We start from the raw sequence: 15,047 nt of genomic DNA on the forward strand, positions 1-15,047 counted from the left end.
CCCTTGGGGTCGACCACGTCCCGGGGGCGCCTGCGTCACGCCGCGTTCCGGCTCTGCTCCTTACGGCGCGGCCGCTTGTGGTGCGGCAGCTTATGGTGCGGCAGAGCGGTTACGGAAGATCCGGCCGTCGGCGTGCTGCCGGCTGAGATGTGGCCGCCTTCCCTGACGGTGCTGTCGCCATGGAGACGGACCCCGTCGTCAATCTGGGCGCGCGCTCCAATGCGTGAGTGGCTGCCGATGTGAACATTGTTGCCGACGGCTGCCCCTTCACCCACGTAGACAGCGTCTCCAATGAAGACACCATTACCGATGCGTGCCTTGCGGTCGATCCAGCAGCCCGCACCGATGCGGCAACCGGAGCCCACGGACGCGCGAGCCTCAACATATGTGGTCGGCCTAATGAATGAAGTGTCGTCCACCTTCGCGCCTCGTCCGATGAGCCCGCCGCCGTTGGCGTGCCTGCGGTACGTGATGACGTTTCCGGCTTCGTCTTCTACTGATTCGATGGTGTTGCTCATTCCCTTCCTGTCCGCGTCCGGCGAGCGACTCCAGATCGGCCGGACATCTGAATTAACGCGCATTGGACTTCAGGCATTCCCGTGCTGGTGCGCGTGGACCAGCCGGTAGCACACCCGATTGCGCGTTTGCGGCGTGCCGAACTGAACTCGACAGGAATGCCGTGCAGTGGTGTAGGTTGCTTTCCGGTCAGACAACAAAACCATGAAAAGAGAATCAGCCATGTGGCAACCGACTGTGATGAGGCGCAAAGGCGCAGATGATGCGTGGTAGTTCATGCTCCGTCTGAAGCGGCTCGCAGTCCTCTGCCTTTTCACAGTCTGCGTCATTACGGGGTTCTCGTTCTGGACACTTCACGTGTCCGGCGGGGGGAGGCACGGCGTCCAGCCTCCGCCGCCGAAATCGGAGGCGAAACTCGGGGTGCTTTCAACCGACAGCACCCCTGCGGTGAACATCACCAGGAGCACAGTTGATGCCCAGTGGCTCAACCGGACTGCGGCCCGGACCGGCATCCCGGCCCGGGCCATCCTGGCTTACGCGGCCGCAGCCGGTATGGCCAACGCCGAGTCCCCGACCTGCCGGATCGGCTGGAATACGGTGGCAGCCATCGGCTTCATCGAGTCCGCCCACGGAAGTCACGGCGGCGGAACTTTGACGAGTGCCGGTCAGGCGAGCAGGCCGATTATCGGTCCCAGCCTCAACGGGGAAGGATTCGCCGCCATTCCTGACACGGACGCAGGCGCTCTGGACGGTGACGCCCTTTGGGATCATGCCGTCGGGCCAATGCAGTTCATTCCCTCCACCTGGCAGCTGTCCGGGCGGGATGGGAACGGAGACGGAGAAGCCGACCCCCTTAGTATCGACGACGCCGCCTTCAGTGCCGCCTCGTATCTGTGCTCGGGCGGCCGTGACCTCACGACCGCCCGAGGGTGGAACGACGCCGTGTTCTCCTATAACCAGTCGGATTCCTACGTGGTCCAGGTGCGCGACCAGGCCAACGCTTACGCCGCACGGTCAGACCCTGCCGGCTGACTCATTTCATTGGCCTTCAGCTATGGCACGCGTCACGAAGAGCTGGGTTCGGCGTTTGTTCTATAGCGAACTGAGAGCACTGTGTGACTTCAAGCGTCACGGCAACTCCTTGGAAGGAACAATCAATGAACGGGCAGGCCACACCGGATATCAGATGTTCGTCATACGGGGAGAAGGAGGCGCTCGATTCCGTTGAGGACCGGCTGGAGCTGATTCGCAGACTCCGGCGTCAGGCCATCGACCCCCTGGGCCCGGTGGCGGGGGTTTGGGCACAGTCGCAGCTGGCCCATGTTGACGTGCCTTGGCTCGTTGAAACCCTGCAGGACGTCACGGCCTATGCGAGGCAGTTGGAACAACTGGCCGTAGCTCCCTGTGAAGGGTGCGGGGCTGGCCGAGGCAAAGCGGACGTCCGGCGGCGTGAGCCGTCTCCATTGGATTACCCTGGCTGACGCACCTGTGCTGTGGCAACTGTCCCCTCGGCAACCATCTCCTGGATAACCGTCCCGGTAGGTCCTGCCTACTGGGATCCGCGCGTTTCGGCCCGTGACTGGAGGTAAACCGGGCCGAAGGCTGAATGTGGCCTACAACCGACGGATGTTGCGTAAGCGGAGCAATCACCGAACCGGCCATCGGACTCCAGCTCCGTCGTTGCAGCGTTCGGCCCTGCAGGCAGCAGCATGAGCATCACAACGGCCGCCGCTGCTCCGAGGGCTTTCAGCCCTTGGAGGACAGTAGGGACAATGTCAGCGGATTCATGGAAGGTTTCCGCGATGTGGGCCAAGGGGCAATGGGCGGGGGAAGACAAGAGCTCGAGGATCCGGACGGCCATTACAGGCGAGAGCACCGCTGGAAGAAGTCCGGGGTGGACGCCGTACATTTTAGAACTGACGTCGCCCAATCCGTGAAGTGCCCGGCGGCAGCTCCGGCAGGTGCGGATGTGACTGTCCACCTGGGCCTGGTTCGCCGCGGTAGCGCGCTCCAGTGCAGCGCTGGCCAGAAACGGAAGCATGGACTCGCAGCCGCTGTCTTCTGCGTTGCGCAGATACACCACCAGATAGGCTTCACGAAGGCCGTTCCGCGCACGCCTGAGGAGGGCCGAGAGCGCGTTGGGCGTGATGTCGAGAAGAGGGGCGGCTTCGCGCGGCTTCAGTCCTTCAATTTCCACATACCAAAGAGCACGCTGCCAACGGATGGGCAGTGTCGCGAAGGCCTCCGCCACGAAATCATGCTCCTGCTGGCCAGTATGGTCGCGACCGGGGTTCCGATCGTCAGCCAGCTCGGCTATTCGTTCTGATGGATGCTCAGCGGACGAATGACGGTCCAGTGCCGCTGAGCGGACGGCCCTGAGAAGATAGGGCCGGATCGGCCCAACTGGCCCTTTCCCGCGTCGCATCGCCGAGAGTGATTTGAGGAAGGCCGTCGCGGCGATGTCCTCTGCGTCATGTATAGACCTGCTCAGCCTCCGGGCATACGCCAGGGCAGGTTCCCAATGGATCCGGTACAGCTCAAGAACTGCCCCTGCCCTGCCTTCCCGGCAATCCTTGACAAGGCTGGCTTCGGCTTCGGCTTCGGCCGTTGCCTCCGCCTCGGCCATATCTGCTTTCATTCCCGCAGATCCGCCGGGGAGCATGGTCCGGGAGGAGGCCTTCACAACCACCCCTGGCACGTGGATGCGGCAGGTGGCAGAGGGGAAACTGTGAACATGGTGACTCCGGGCGGACGATGAATTCCTGGCGGATACGAAAGATGTTAGCCTTCACAAAATCACCTTGTGCAGCTTTCAATAAGTTTTGGTCATAAAAAACATGAACAAGTTGCTGTGTTACGGAAGCCGCCTCTATTCACGCTGGTCATTCATGCTTGTGGCGCCGAGGGATGATCAGTCGTGCCATCCTCGCGGTCCATTGACGCCAGCAGTCGGTCCAGGGACCGCAGGATCCGGCCAGTCCGTCGTAGTGTGAGAACCGGGTCAACCGGGCCTGCGCCCCCACCGGTCGCGGCAACGTAGTCAGCCCATTCGCGGTTCAGTTCCTCGAACTCCCGCTGGCCGACCGATACGGTCATCCTCGGGTCATGTTCTTTAGGCATGCCGATCACCCCCGGATTGCTGCCTATGCTGATGATCTTCATCCTACCGGTCCGGGCTGATCCGGTCTTTCTGCAGGACACGAGATCCGGCCCGGGCATGGCCGGCGCTGGATCCGAGAAAGGGACACCTGGCGGTTTGGGGGCAAGTACGCTTTGGGCGGTGCTTGTGGGATCTTGACCGGTCGAATTTCCGCTGGAAATGCTGATGATGGACCCCCCCAAGTGACATCGCTGAACGGGCAACTGCCCGGCGATACGGATTTACTAGCCCATTAACGGCCCGGAGGCGAAAAGGTGACGCCTGGCGGCGGCAAGAGAATCACTGGCACGGCCAGATCACGTCCGATCCGTCAGCACGTGCCAACGTTTTCGCAAAGAATCGCCGGCCACGGCGTCATGAAACGGGCTTATCCGAGGTGAATGGAGTGAGGCACAGGGGGCATGGCCTCACCTTTCAGCGTCGACGGCAGGCAACCACATGGAAACACTTGAGCACGCTTCACCGGGGGATGGGCAACTATGCCCTGCAGCATCAAGCGAGCCCTCCGGGGCCAAGCAGAACGTGTCGGAGGCTAGCGCCGCGACGGAGTCCTCTTCGGTGCCGGCGGCTTTCGGCCCTGAATCGGATTTGATTGACGGCGTCCGGTCCGGGGATGCGGAATCCATGGCGGTGCTATATGAAAGGTATCGCGAGCCGGGGCTGCGGTTCATCCGGGGTCTGATGTCCGGCGCCCAGGAGTCCGAGGACGTGCTTCATGACAGCTTCGCGAAGGCTGTCGGCGCCATCAGAAACGGGTACGGACCGACAGACGTGTTTGGCCCTTACTTGAACACTGCAATCCGTTCAGTCGCGATGACGTTCTGGACAAGGCGCGGCCGTGAGCAGCCAGCACCGGACGAGGCCCTGGATCGGGGTCCTGTTGACGACCACGGGCTTGAGACTGTTCTGTCTGTGTTCGAGCATGAGCACGTCGCTTGTGCGATGCGTTCCTTGCCGGAGCGGTGGCGGAAAGTGCTGTGGTACGCCGAGGTCATGGGACAGAAGCCAAGAGACATAGCACCGGTTTTGGGCATTGAACCCAACGCGGTCTCGGCGTTGCTGGTCCGTGCCAAGGCCGGGCTGCGCAGCGCGTACGAGCAGCAGGGCGGATCGTAACCTGTCACTTCGGCCAAGGTCTGGACGCGGTGGTCCCCGCGTCACGAATCACAGCCTGGGAAGTTAGGGGAGTGTGCAGGCGATCAGTTGTCCATGCTGCGTCCGGCGGCCACCCCCCAGCCAAAAGACGTCTGACTGCACATTCGCGACGCGGACATGAGACACCCGCGAGCGGACGGGACGGGCGGCATCCGGAAGGCTCGAGTTCTTGCCGGAGGCCCCCGTCCCACAACCCGAATGTCCCACATGGCCGCGCGTCCAACACGGCCGCACTCCCCCTAGCCCCACGTCGCACGGCCACACTGCTCACAGGGCTGCACGGCGGGAGGCAAACCCCCGCCGCGATTGATCCCTGTCATGGCGTCTATCTGCGTGGGGTCGGATAATGCTTGTGGAGAATTGCCGTAAGTTCCTGAATCCGGCGGGCGGTGACTTCCCTGCCGCCCTGGATCCCGTCATCCATCAGCCGGGCGTGGATTTCTCTGAGGGCACGGTAGAGATCCAGCTCGGCTTCGATGCGGTCGTCACGTTCACGGTCCGTGTGCGTGAAGTACCTGGCGTCGACGTCGAGCCATCTGGCAAGTGTGTCCAGCACTTCAGGCCTTCTGACGGAGTTGGGGACGCCGTCGAGGAGATTGTCCCACCACTGAGCGGTCGGTACGTGCCCCGATCCGGCCAGGAGCCCTGTGATGACTGCCAGCCCCGCTTCCCTGCTCATTTCCGGTTCAACGGCCGAGAAGACCCTGTTGACACGTCTGGACAATTCGACCGGATCATGGAGGATCCCAGCGCCAACAACCTGCGCCTTGCCCTTGGCCTGGCCCTGGGCGGCAGTATCCCGGGCAGGCGTCCGGGTCAATCGTGACGGCAGTGCCCGAATCAGGGTTTGTTCATTTTCCGCTGTCGCCCGAACCTGTCCCGACCCACCCATTTCTTGTCCTTTCCTTAGCCCGTCAACCCGACAATGGTCGCGCAGGGCTAACCAGCAAACGGCCGGATCGTGACGGACAGGCGCGGGGCCGCGTCGCGGCGTCAGACTGTGGTGTCCGAACCCGTGAGGTCCACGACTCTCCCAGCGGCGGCGGCTTCTCGCACGGTCCAGATGCCAGCGATTGCGACATCTTCATGTGCGAATGCCTCCGACGTAAGCATGACGGTACCGTCCAATCCGACGAGTCGGAACCTGAAGCAGTCATCCGCGTCCAGATACAGTTCGAACTTTGCGGCCATGGTCGTTCTCCTCGCGTGGTGGGGTTCAAGGGGCTTAACTGCTTAAGCAGGTGATGGTGACGACTCACGCACCCTTCCCGCAAACGTCCGCAGCGGACAGGGTCGACCCGCTGCGCACTGCCGTGCGCGGCTTGGTGCAGCGGGTGCGCCATGGCAGGCTTAGAGGCAGCAATGTGTATCCCGGGAGGAACCTAGAGTGGCCGCTGCCCAGACCCAACGATCCAGGACGACGGCGACGAACACTGCCACCTGGCGGGACGTGACGCCGGCCGCCGTCGTGCTCGTCACGGGGCCGGAAGAATACCTCGGCATCCGGGCAATGGACCGTGTACGCTCGCAGGTCCGGGCGGCTGCTCCGGACGTTGAGGTCACCCGGCTCAACGCCGGGATCTATGAGGCGGGGTCGCTGGCGATGAACGTCAGTCCCTCCCTGTTTGGTGAGAGCAAGCTCATCGAGGTCGAAGGCCTCGAATCCATGAACGATGCTTTCCTGGCCGACGCGCTTGGCTATTTGCAGCAGCCGGAGCAGGATGCGGTTTTGGTTCTTCGGCATGGAGGCGGCGCCCGGGGCAAGAAGCTCCTGGATGCCGTCAAGGCCGGGGGATGGCCGGTTGTTGATTGCCAGCCGCTGAAGAAGGACGCCGAAAAGACCGCCTTCGTGGTCTCTGAATTCAAGGCAGCGTCGCGGCGCATAGAGCCGGATGCCGTGCAGTCGCTCGTGAACGCCGTCGGCGCCAGCCTGTCGGAACTTGCGGCGGCCTGCAGCCAGCTGATCGCCGATGCGTCCACGGCAGTGGACGCAGACATGGTCGACCGCTACTACGGGGGGAGGGTCGAGGCCACGGCATTCAAAGTGGCCGACGCCGCCATGGCCGGCAACGCTCCCGTGGCACTATCCACGCTCCGTCACGCCCTCGCCACAGGAGCCGACCCCGTGCCGCTGGTGGCGGCATTGGCCGCGAAGCTGCGGACAGTCGCGAAGGTCGCGGGCGCCCAAGGATCATCGGCGCAGATCGCCAGGCAGCTTGGCATGCAGCCGTGGCTCGTGGAACAGGCGCAACGAGATGTCCGGCGGTGGACTCCGGAGGGCCTGGCAAGATCCATTCAGGTCACGGCCGAGGCCGACGCGCAGGTGAAAGGACTGTCCCGGGATCCTGTCTATGCCGTGGAGCACGCGGTCACGGTCATCGCCACGGCAGCGCGCGGCCGCTAGGGACGCCTGGCGGGCGCGCATCACCCTGCGGGTTCGTACAATGCCCCGGAGCCCTGGCCGGTTGAAGGAGAGGGGCCGGCTTAAAGAGATGTGGCCGGCACCAATGGTGCCGGCCACAAGCATCAGTTCAGTTGAACTGGAAAACCTTAGAGTGCGTTGACCTTCTTGGAGATCGCCGACTTGCGGTTTGCAGCGTTGTTCTTGTGAAGAACACCCTTGCTGACAGCCTTGTCCAGCTTACGGCTGGCAGTAACGAGCGCAGTAGTAGCGGCTTCCTTGTCAGTGGACTCAACGGCGGTGTTGACGGCGCGGATGGCAGTCTTCAGCTCGGACTTGACTGCGTTGTTGCGCAGGCGAGCCTTTTCGTTGGTCAGGATGCGCTTCTTCTGGGACTTGATATTTGCCACGTGTGAACTCTCTTTTTAATGCGGAAATGGTCTAGAGGGCTTTCAGGCTGGCCATTGACTGAGCGGCGTGGGGATACCTATGGCGGCCAACCATCAGTGGCCGTCGACCTGCACGGACACACAGCTATAAATAATAGCAGAATTCGCCCGGTAGACACGATGTGCGTGGGTGTGGCGCGTCCGGCGCCTCATTTCCACCCTCGCAGCCGCCTCAGCGCATCTGCCACCAGCGAGAACTGGCTGCGATCCAGGATGGCCCCTTCCCTCCTGATGTCGGCGGGGCGGATCTGGAGGACCCGGTCCAGCTTGGCTTCGCTGGGACGCCCTTCCCGGTCCCACGGGCCCGTGCCGATGTCAACGTAGTCGCGCTGCCCGCGGGGATGTCCATCGTGGTCCTTGCTGGTCAGCATCAGGCCCAACAGGTACTGCCCTTGACTCCCGACAAGCAGCACTGGGCGGTCCTTGCCGCGGGAATGGTCCTCTTCATAAGGGACCCAGGTCCACACCACCTCGCCGGGATCGGGCCGGCCGTCCGGGGAAGGGGAGTACCGCAGGGTCGTCGTGCCCTGGAAGTCGCCGGGATAGGGACCCGACAGAACCGCCGTGCCCGTGCGGGACGCGGCAATCCGCGGCGACTTTCCGGACGATGCCGGCGACGCGTAGGCCGAACCGTTCTTTGCGCCGCCCCTGCCGGACCGTGTGGGGTGCGGGGAGCCTGCGAGGAAGCGGAGCGATGCGCGGACGGCGTTGCCGATGCTGCGGCGGAAGTTCATGTCCATGCGGCAACCATACCGCCGGGCCGTTCCGGCATGCCGGACTCCTGACATGTACTGCGCTTCGAATGCACAGTGGCTCCGAATGTACTGCGGCGCGCCCGAACGTGGGAGACTAGAGGTTCAGATATGCGGCAGGAGCAGGATGGCCCGAGTTCGGCCCGGAATGACGCCGCGGAAATGCCAACAGTAAGGACCCTGCGTGTCTCCCATGGCCCGCACCGCCCCGGTGCCCGCCGCGACAGATCCGGCCATCATTCGGAATTTCTGCATCATCGCGCACATTGACCACGGTAAATCCACCCTGGCCGACCGCATGCTGCAGTTCACCGGCGTCGTGCAGTCGCGCGACATGAAGGCCCAGTATCTGGACCGCATGGATATCGAACGAGAGCGCGGCATCACCATCAAGTCCCAGGCAGTGCGCATGCCCTGGGAACTGGACGGCGTTAACTACGCGTTGAACATGATCGACACCCCGGGACACGTGGACTTCACGTATGAGGTGTCCCGCTCCCTTGCCGCCTGTGAAGGAGCAGTGCTCCTGGTGGACGCAGCGCAGGGCATCGAAGCCCAGACGCTGGCCAACCTGTACCTGGCGATGGAGAACGACCTCACCATCATCCCGGTCCTGAACAAGATCGACCTCCCGGCGGCACAGCCGGAGAAGTACGCCGCGGAACTTGCCAGCCTGATCGGCGGTGATCCTGAAGACGTACTTCTTGTCTCCGGCAAGACCGGCGTCGGCGTCGAGGCGCTGCTGGACAAGATTGTCCGGGACCTTCCTGCTCCCGTGGGGGACCCGAATGCCCCCGCCCGTGCCATGATCTTCGACTCCGTCTATGACACCTACCGCGGTGTGGTCACCTACGTGCGCGTCGTGGACGGCATGCTCCACCCCCGCGAACGCATCCAGATGATGTCCACCCGGGCCAGCCATGAGCTCCTCGAGATCGGCGTCAGCTCACCCGAGCCCACCCCGTCCAAGGGCCTGGGCGTCGGCGAAGTGGGCTACCTGATCACCGGCGTGAAGGACGTCCGCCAGTCCAAGGTGGGCGACACCGTCACCAACCTGGCCAAGCCGGCCTCGGAATCCCTGAGCGGCTACGCGGACCCCAAGCCCATGGTGTTCTCCGGCCTCTACCCCCTGGATGGCACCGACTACCCTGTGCTGCGCGACGCGTTGGACAAGCTCAAGCTGAATGATGCAGCCCTGATCTACGAACCGGAAACCTCCGCAGCCCTGGGCTTCGGCTTCCGTGTCGGATTCCTGGGCCTGCTGCACCTTGAAATCGTCCGTGAGCGCCTCGAACGCGAATTCAACCTGGACCTGATCTCCACCGCCCCGAACGTGGTCTACGAGGTAACGCTCGAGGACAAGAGCGTGGTTACGGTCACCAACCCCAGCGAGTTCCCTTCCGGAAAGATCAACGAAGTCCGTGAGCCCATGGTGGCTGCCACTATCCTGGCACCGAACGAGTTCGTCGGCGCCATCATGGAGCTGTGCCAAGGCCGCCGCGGCGTTATGCGCGGTATGGACTACCTGTCCGAAGACCGTGTTGAGCTGCGTTACTGGATGCCGCTGGCGGAAATTGTCTTCGACTTCTTCGACCTGCTCAAGTCCAAGACGCGCGGCTACGCCTCGCTGGACTGGAAGGCCGACGGCGAACAGGTCGCCGACCTGGTCAAGGTGGACATCCTGCTGCAGGGCGAACAGGTGGACGCCTTCAGCGCGATCACCCACAAGGACAAGGCCTACGCCTACGGCGTGATGATGACCGGCAAGCTGCGCGAGCTGATCCCGCGCCAGCAGTTCGAGGTGCCGATTCAGGCGGCTATCGGATCCCGGATCATCGCCCGTGAATCCATCCGCGCCATCCGCAAGGACGTTCTCGCCAAGTGCTACGGCGGTGACATCTCCCGTAAGCGCAAACTGCTGGAAAAGCAGAAGGAAGGCAAGAAGCGCATGAAGATGGTGGGCCGCGTGGAAGTACCCCAGGAGGCCTTCATCGCCGCCCTGACCACCGACGAATCCAAGGACAAGGCCAAGAAGTAGTGATGACCGTGGCCGGAACCACCGGAGGCCGCACACATGCCTAGCGTTCTTCCCCTGGGCGATCCCGCGCCGTCGGACGGTCTGCTGCCCCAACAGGCGGCGGACGGTGCGGCAGCGCGGGCCTTTGGGCTGTACGTGCACATCCCGTTCTGCGCGGTGCGTTGTGGCTATTGCGACTTCAACACCTACACGGCCACGGAACTCGGGGGCGGCGCCTCCCAGGACGCATACGCTTCCACCGCCATTTCGGAAGTGGACCTTGCCGCCCGGGTCCTGGAGCAGTCGGGCCTGCCTGCCCGGAAGCTGAGCACCGTGTTCTTCGGCGGCGGCACGCCGACGCTCCTGCCGGCGGAGGACCTGGCCAAAATCCTCGGCGGCGCCATCGCCACATGGGGGATCGAACCGGACGCCGAAGTGACCACGGAGGCTAACCCCGATTCAGTCACGCCGGAGTCCCTGCAACTGCTCGCAGATGCGGGCTTCACGCGGGTCTCCTTCGGTATGCAGTCCGCGGTGCCCCACGTGCTGAAGGTCCTGGACCGCACCCACACCCCAAGCCGTGTCCCGCTTGTGGTGCAGTGGGCGCGCGACGCCGGGCTCGCCGTCAGCCTGGACCTGATCTACGGAACGCCGGGGGAGTCCCTCGAAGACTGGCGCTTCTCCCTGGAGACCGCACTGTCGTACCAGCCGGACCATATCAGCGCCTACGCGCTGATCGTTGAGGACGGCACCAAGCTCGCCGCCCAGATCCGCCGTGGCGAAGTTCCCGGAATCGACGACGACGACCATGCCGACAAATACGAGCTCGCCGACCAGATGATTTCCGACGCCGGACTCCGCTGGTATGAGGTCAGCAACTGGTCAGCCACTGCCGAACAGGCGTGCCGCCACAACCTGGCCTACTGGCGCGGGGACGACTGGTGGGGCATCGGACCTGGCGCGCACTCGCATGTCGGTGGAGTCCGCTGGTGGAACGTGAAGCACCCCACGGCCTACGCCGGCAGGCTCGGCTCCGGGGTGTCGCCCGCTGCCGGCCGCGAAACACTCGACGCCGAGACCCGCGGCGTGGAGCGGATAATGCTTGAGACCCGCCTGGCATCAGGAGTGGAGGTCAGCTCGCTGTCCGACGCGGGCAAGCACGCTGTGGCCGGGCTCATTGCCGACGGCCTCGTGTCGCCGGCGGAGGCTTTCCGCGGGTTGTTGGTTCTCACCCTTAAGGGCCGCCTGCTGGCCGACGCCGTTGTCCGCAGAATCCTGCCAGACTGAATCCGCAGGCAACAGCAGAGGCTTAAACAACAGCAGCCCCAGACCCGAAAACAGGTCTGGGGCCGCTTTGCGGTTACTTGATCCAGCGAAGGTTGTACTGGTACCGGTGCGGCTGGCCCCGGTTGACGTGGATGCCGGCGGACACCGCGAAGCACGTCAGCGCAATCCAGATCAGGGTGGCGATGACAGCGAAAATATTTCCCACCACCGGGAGGAGCACCAGAAGGTTCGCGAGCACCGCCGCGATGGTGGGCGGCAGGGTGAAGTTGAGGGCTTCCTTGGATTCCTGGGCTGTGAACGGTCCACGCTCCCGGAAAATGAGGTAGATCAGCAGTGCCGGCACGCAGCCGAGGATACCGCCGAAGTGTGCCAGCGTTGCCCACTGCCGGTCCTCGCTGGCCGTCAGCGGAAGTGCATTGGCCGGCACGCCATGGTACTGGGGCACGTCAGGGCCGGACTGGTGGTCCCTGCGGTCACGAGCGTCTTCTGCCACGGTTTGTCTTCCTTAAACTTGCGTTGATGCGTTGGCGCAGGTGGTTCGCCGCCGGCCGGTTGCGCCGGATGGCGGCGGCGCGAAAGGCGCCCCTCCAAGAATACTGGGTCAGGCGCAGAATGAACGACGCGCCGCAGACACCTGCTTCCCTAACCGTGCTCGTCCTTTAAGCGGACCCGGGGTTCAAGCCTTTGGCGTACGCGGCCTGTCCCACGTGCTGGAGGCAGTCAGCAATGGTGCTGACCAGCCGCACCCCGAGAGTGACGGGCGGGTCCCAGTGATAGTCGACGATGCGGTCGAAGTCATCGTCGCCGAGGGTTTTCAGGAACTCCACGGTCTGCTGGTGAACGGCATCGTAGTATGCGAGCAACAGCTCCGGCGTGCCGTGCACCGCGTCGACCTGGTCGGTCGAATGACCGTAGCCAGTGTCGCGGTCGGGCAGCTTCAGATTGAAGCGGCCGGCAAACCCCTGCGAGGTCCACACCTGATCCAGTCCCGCGGCGGAGGCGACCTGCGAGTCCTCTATCCGGCTGAGATGCCAGATCAACCACGCAATCGAGTTTCCGCTGCCTGCCGGCCGGTGGAGCAGGGATCCGCCGTCGGATCCTTCCAAAACGGCGGCCACAGCCTCATGGATTCGGCCGAAGGCATCCAGCAGCAAGTCGTTGGATTTCATCTCGGCACTGTATCGCTAAGGGCCAGGTATTTCTAAGGCACAGGCATATCTAGGGCACGGTACTCTCAGGCGCGGTGAGGAAGTCGATGACCTCCTCCACCCGTCCCAGCAGGGAAGGTTCGAGATCGGCATAGGTCCGCACCGCCCCCAGGAGTTTCTGCCAGCCCAGGCCGATGTCCTCCTTCGTGGCATGCGGCCAGCCGAAGGCGGCGAGGATCCCGGTCTTCCAGTCAGTGCCTCTCGGCACCACGGGCCACTGCGCGATCCCCAGGACAGAGGGCCGGATGGCCTGCCAGACATCCACGTACGGGTGGCCGACGATGAGCACGTTGCCGGCGGCGCCGGGCGACGCCATGACCGCCTCGGCAATACGGGACTCCTTGGAATCCGGGACAAGGTGGTCCACGAGGACGCCGAGCCTCCTGCCCGGCCCTGGGCGGAAGGCGGCGACCGCCCCGGCCAGGTCGTCAATGCCGTGAAGGGGCTCGACGACGATTCCCTCCACCCGGAGGTCGTCGCCCCAAACCTTCTCCACGAGTTCAGCGTCGTGCTTGCCTTCGACCCAGATCCGGCTGGCCTTGGCCACCTGGGCGCGCTGGCCCTCAACCCGGACGGAACCCGACGCCGTGCGACCGGCCGGGGCGGAGGCTGGCCGCTTGGCCGCCGGCGGCATCAGCCGAATGGGCTGGCCTTCCAGCAGGAACCCGAAACCGAGCCGGAAGGAACGTGACTTGCCTCGGCGGTCCTCCAGGGTGACCACATGCATCCCGCCGGACTTCTCCACCCGCGTCACGGCGCCGACCCAGCCGGACTGCACGTCCTCCAGGACCATGCCGCGCTCCACCGGCACTTCCGGCAAATCTTTCTTGGAGGGCGCTGCGATCTCCTGCGGACCCCAGGTCTGATACTGCATCGTTAAACACCGCTTTGCGCTAGGAGGCTGCCGCCCCGGCCGGGAATCAGCCTCCGGGCGGACACGGTCCGGAATTTCGCCCGGAGCGGTACCAATGCTAACAACCGGCCGTCTCATATTAGACTTGTTAGCACTTAGGGATGTCGAGTGCTAACCATGCGTCGCCGGGCGCTGCATGGCCTTGCCCGGAAAACGGTTGATCGGAGGTGGATAGTGAGCGAACCACGCAAGCTCGAGGTGCTGCGCGCCATTGTGGAGGACTACGTCCATTCCCGCGAGCCTGTGGGCTCCAAAGCGCTCGTCGAGCGCCACCATTTGGGCGTTTCCAGCGCCACCATCCGCAACGACATGGCCGCGCTCGAGGACGAGGGGCTCATCACCGCACCGCACACGAGCGCCGGGAGGATACCCACCGACAAGGGGTACCGGCTGTTCGTGGACCAGATTTCGGCGGTCAAGCCCCTGTCCCCGGCTGAGCGCCGCGCCATCCAGTCGCTGCTGGAGGGGGCCGACGATCTCGACGACGTCCTGGACCGCACGGTAAGGCTCCTGGCACAGCTGACCAACCAGGTGGCCGTCGTGCAGTACCCGCACCTCAGCCGCGCCGTGGTGCGCCACATTGAATTCGTTCAGCTGGCGCCGCGCAAGGTCCTTATTGTGCTGATCGCTGACTCGGGCAAGGTCGAGCAGCGCGTCGTCGACGTCGGGCAGGAACTCAGCGACGACACGCTGACGGCTTTGCGGACCAGGTTCCTCTCGGGAGTCGCAGGCACCGCGCTGACCATGCTGCCCCAGTACCTGGCTGCCGTGGTGGCCGGCTGCGCTCCGGCCGAACGTCCCGCTGCCGCCGCCCTGAGCAAGGCCCTTGAGGCACTCTCGCACAGCAGCAGGGAAGACCGGATGGTCATGGCCGGCACCGCGAACCTGGCACGGTCCAACGTGGACTTTCCCCTCAGCATCGGACCCGTCCTCGAGGCCCTGGAGGAGCAGGTGGTCATGCTGCGGCTCCTCAGTGAGATGGCGCAGGATCCCCGCGGCGTGGCCGTGAGCATAGGCCGGGAGAACCCTTACGACGGACTAGCCGAGGCGTCGGTGGTGGCCACCGGCTATGGACCGGACGCCACCGCCAAGATCGGCATTCTTGGGCCCACCCGCATGGACTATCCCACCACCATGGCCGCCGTCCGCGCGGTGGCCCGCTACCTTTCGAGGATTCTCGGCCCGTAAT

Annotated in this window: 16 protein-coding genes; 6 read left to right on the forward strand and 10 right to left on the reverse strand. The window is 64.1% G+C overall.

The genetic code is table 11. The features are described 5' to 3' along the window. Positions 1-35 precede the first annotated feature (35 nt). A complete protein-coding gene (locus ACIP90_RS01595) occupies positions 36-518 on the reverse strand; it encodes a DapH/DapD/GlmU-related protein (RefSeq protein ID WP_400576152.1) in 483 nt (160 codons plus the stop codon). 418 nt (positions 519-936) lie between these two features. On the opposite strand from ACIP90_RS01595, the gene ACIP90_RS01600 reads away from it, so the two are divergent. Further along, a complete protein-coding gene (locus ACIP90_RS01600; RefSeq protein ID WP_400576154.1) occupies positions 937-1,548 on the forward strand; it encodes a lytic transglycosylase domain-containing protein in 612 nt (203 codons plus the stop codon). A 517-nt stretch (positions 1,549-2,065) separates the two neighbouring features. Here ACIP90_RS01600 and ACIP90_RS01605 read toward each other — a convergent pair. Continuing rightward, positions 2,066-3,154, reverse strand: a complete 1,089-nt coding sequence (locus ACIP90_RS01605) for an RNA polymerase sigma factor (RefSeq protein WP_400576156.1) — start codon at positions 3,152-3,154, stop codon at positions 2,066-2,068. Between the two features lie 248 nt (positions 3,155-3,402). Then, entirely contained in the window at positions 3,403-3,636 is a 234-nt protein-coding gene (locus ACIP90_RS01610; protein ID WP_400576158.1) for a hypothetical protein, read from the reverse strand. A gap of 562 nt (positions 3,637-4,198) precedes the next feature. Between ACIP90_RS01610 and ACIP90_RS01615 the strand changes: the two genes are divergently transcribed. After that, the gene (locus tag ACIP90_RS01615; protein ID WP_400576160.1) at positions 4,199-4,792 is read left to right on the forward strand and encodes an RNA polymerase sigma factor; all 594 of its coding nucleotides are present in this window, start codon (positions 4,199-4,201) and stop codon (positions 4,790-4,792) included. Between the two features lie 364 nt (positions 4,793-5,156). Here the strand turns inward: ACIP90_RS01615 and ACIP90_RS01620 are convergent, their stop codons facing one another. Both ACIP90_RS01620 and ACIP90_RS01625 read right to left on the reverse strand, forming a co-directional pair. Beyond that, complete coding sequence (locus ACIP90_RS01620) at positions 5,157-5,723, reverse strand: hypothetical protein (protein WP_400576162.1); 567 nt, start codon at positions 5,721-5,723, stop codon at positions 5,157-5,159. Positions 5,724-5,824: 101 nt separating this feature from the next. Beyond that, positions 5,825-6,022, reverse strand: coding sequence for a YegP family protein (locus ACIP90_RS01625; protein WP_400576164.1), 198 nt, complete (start codon positions 6,020-6,022; stop codon positions 5,825-5,827). A 196-nt stretch (positions 6,023-6,218) separates the two neighbouring features. Here ACIP90_RS01625 and holA point away from each other — a divergent pair, with 196 nt between their 5' ends. After that, positions 6,219-7,235 (forward strand): DNA polymerase III subunit delta, encoded by a 1,017-nt coding sequence (gene holA, locus ACIP90_RS01630; protein ID WP_400576166.1) that lies wholly within the window; start codon positions 6,219-6,221, stop codon positions 7,233-7,235. 146 nt (positions 7,236-7,381) lie between these two features. Here holA and rpsT read toward each other — a convergent pair whose 3' ends face one another. Continuing rightward, positions 7,382-7,642 carry a 30S ribosomal protein S20 gene (rpsT, locus tag ACIP90_RS01635; protein WP_215050069.1) on the reverse strand — a complete coding sequence of 87 codons (261 nt, stop codon included), beginning with the start codon at positions 7,640-7,642 and terminating at the stop codon, positions 7,382-7,384. A 188-nt stretch (positions 7,643-7,830) separates the two neighbouring features. After that, positions 7,831-8,421 carry a type II toxin-antitoxin system PemK/MazF family toxin gene (locus tag ACIP90_RS01640; protein WP_400576168.1) on the reverse strand — a complete coding sequence of 197 codons (591 nt, stop codon included), beginning with the start codon at positions 8,419-8,421 and terminating at the stop codon, positions 7,831-7,833. Between the two features lie 196 nt (positions 8,422-8,617). Here ACIP90_RS01640 and lepA point away from each other — a divergent pair, with 196 nt between their 5' ends. Continuing rightward, complete coding sequence (lepA, locus tag ACIP90_RS01645) at positions 8,618-10,471, forward strand: translation elongation factor 4 (RefSeq protein ID WP_400576170.1); 1,854 nt, start codon at positions 8,618-8,620, stop codon at positions 10,469-10,471. A 36-nt stretch (positions 10,472-10,507) separates the two neighbouring features. Then, on the forward strand, positions 10,508-11,737 hold the full coding sequence (gene hemW, locus ACIP90_RS01650) for a radical SAM family heme chaperone HemW (protein WP_400576172.1): 1,230 nt from the start codon (positions 10,508-10,510) through the stop codon (positions 11,735-11,737). A 73-nt stretch (positions 11,738-11,810) separates the two neighbouring features. Here the strand turns inward: hemW and ACIP90_RS01655 are convergent, their stop codons facing one another. From ACIP90_RS01655 to ACIP90_RS01665, 3 genes are all read right to left on the reverse strand, one after another. Beyond that, positions 11,811-12,230 (reverse strand): DUF4870 domain-containing protein, encoded by a 420-nt coding sequence (locus tag ACIP90_RS01655; RefSeq protein WP_400576174.1) that lies wholly within the window; start codon positions 12,228-12,230, stop codon positions 11,811-11,813. Positions 12,231-12,396: 166 nt separating this feature from the next. Continuing rightward, positions 12,397-12,906 (reverse strand): DinB family protein, encoded by a 510-nt coding sequence (locus ACIP90_RS01660; protein ID WP_400576176.1) that lies wholly within the window; start codon positions 12,904-12,906, stop codon positions 12,397-12,399. A gap of 49 nt (positions 12,907-12,955) precedes the next feature. Continuing rightward, the gene (locus ACIP90_RS01665; RefSeq protein WP_400576178.1) at positions 12,956-13,819 is read right to left on the reverse strand and encodes a DUF3097 domain-containing protein; all 864 of its coding nucleotides are present in this window, start codon (positions 13,817-13,819) and stop codon (positions 12,956-12,958) included. A gap of 213 nt (positions 13,820-14,032) precedes the next feature. Between ACIP90_RS01665 and hrcA the strand changes: the two genes are divergently transcribed. After that, positions 14,033-15,046, forward strand: a complete 1,014-nt coding sequence (hrcA, locus tag ACIP90_RS01670; RefSeq protein ID WP_400576180.1) for a heat-inducible transcriptional repressor HrcA — start codon at positions 14,033-14,035, stop codon at positions 15,044-15,046. The last annotated feature ends 1 nt before the right edge of the window (position 15,047 follow it).

Source organism: Arthrobacter sp. NPDC093139 (genome assembly GCF_044754165.1).
Lineage (GTDB): Bacteria > Actinomycetota > Actinomycetes > Actinomycetales > Micrococcaceae > Arthrobacter.

Coding starts and splice junctions, on each gene's coding strand:
- ACIP90_RS01620 (WP_400576162.1), bottom strand. CDS start 5,723: ATGGGTGGGTCGGGACAGGTTCGGGCGACAGCGGAAAATGAACAAACC.
- ACIP90_RS01610 (WP_400576158.1), bottom strand. CDS start 3,636: ATGCCTAAAGAACATGACCCGAGGATGACCGTATCGGTCGGCCAGCGG.
- ACIP90_RS01665 (WP_400576178.1), bottom strand. CDS start 13,819: ATGCAGTATCAGACCTGGGGTCCGCAGGAGATCGCAGCGCCCTCCAAG.
- hemW (WP_400576172.1), top strand. CDS start 10,508: ATGCCTAGCGTTCTTCCCCTGGGCGATCCCGCGCCGTCGGACGGTCTG.
- ACIP90_RS01625 (WP_400576164.1), bottom strand. CDS start 6,022: ATGGCCGCAAAGTTCGAACTGTATCTGGACGCGGATGACTGCTTCAGG.
- ACIP90_RS01595 (WP_400576152.1), bottom strand. CDS start 518: ATGAGCAACACCATCGAATCAGTAGAAGACGAAGCCGGAAACGTCATC.
- ACIP90_RS01605 (WP_400576156.1), bottom strand. CDS start 3,154: ATGAAAGCAGATATGGCCGAGGCGGAGGCAACGGCCGAAGCCGAAGCC.
- ACIP90_RS01640 (WP_400576168.1), bottom strand. CDS start 8,421: ATGGACATGAACTTCCGCCGCAGCATCGGCAACGCCGTCCGCGCATCG.
- ACIP90_RS01660 (WP_400576176.1), bottom strand. CDS start 12,906: ATGAAATCCAACGACTTGCTGCTGGATGCCTTCGGCCGAATCCATGAG.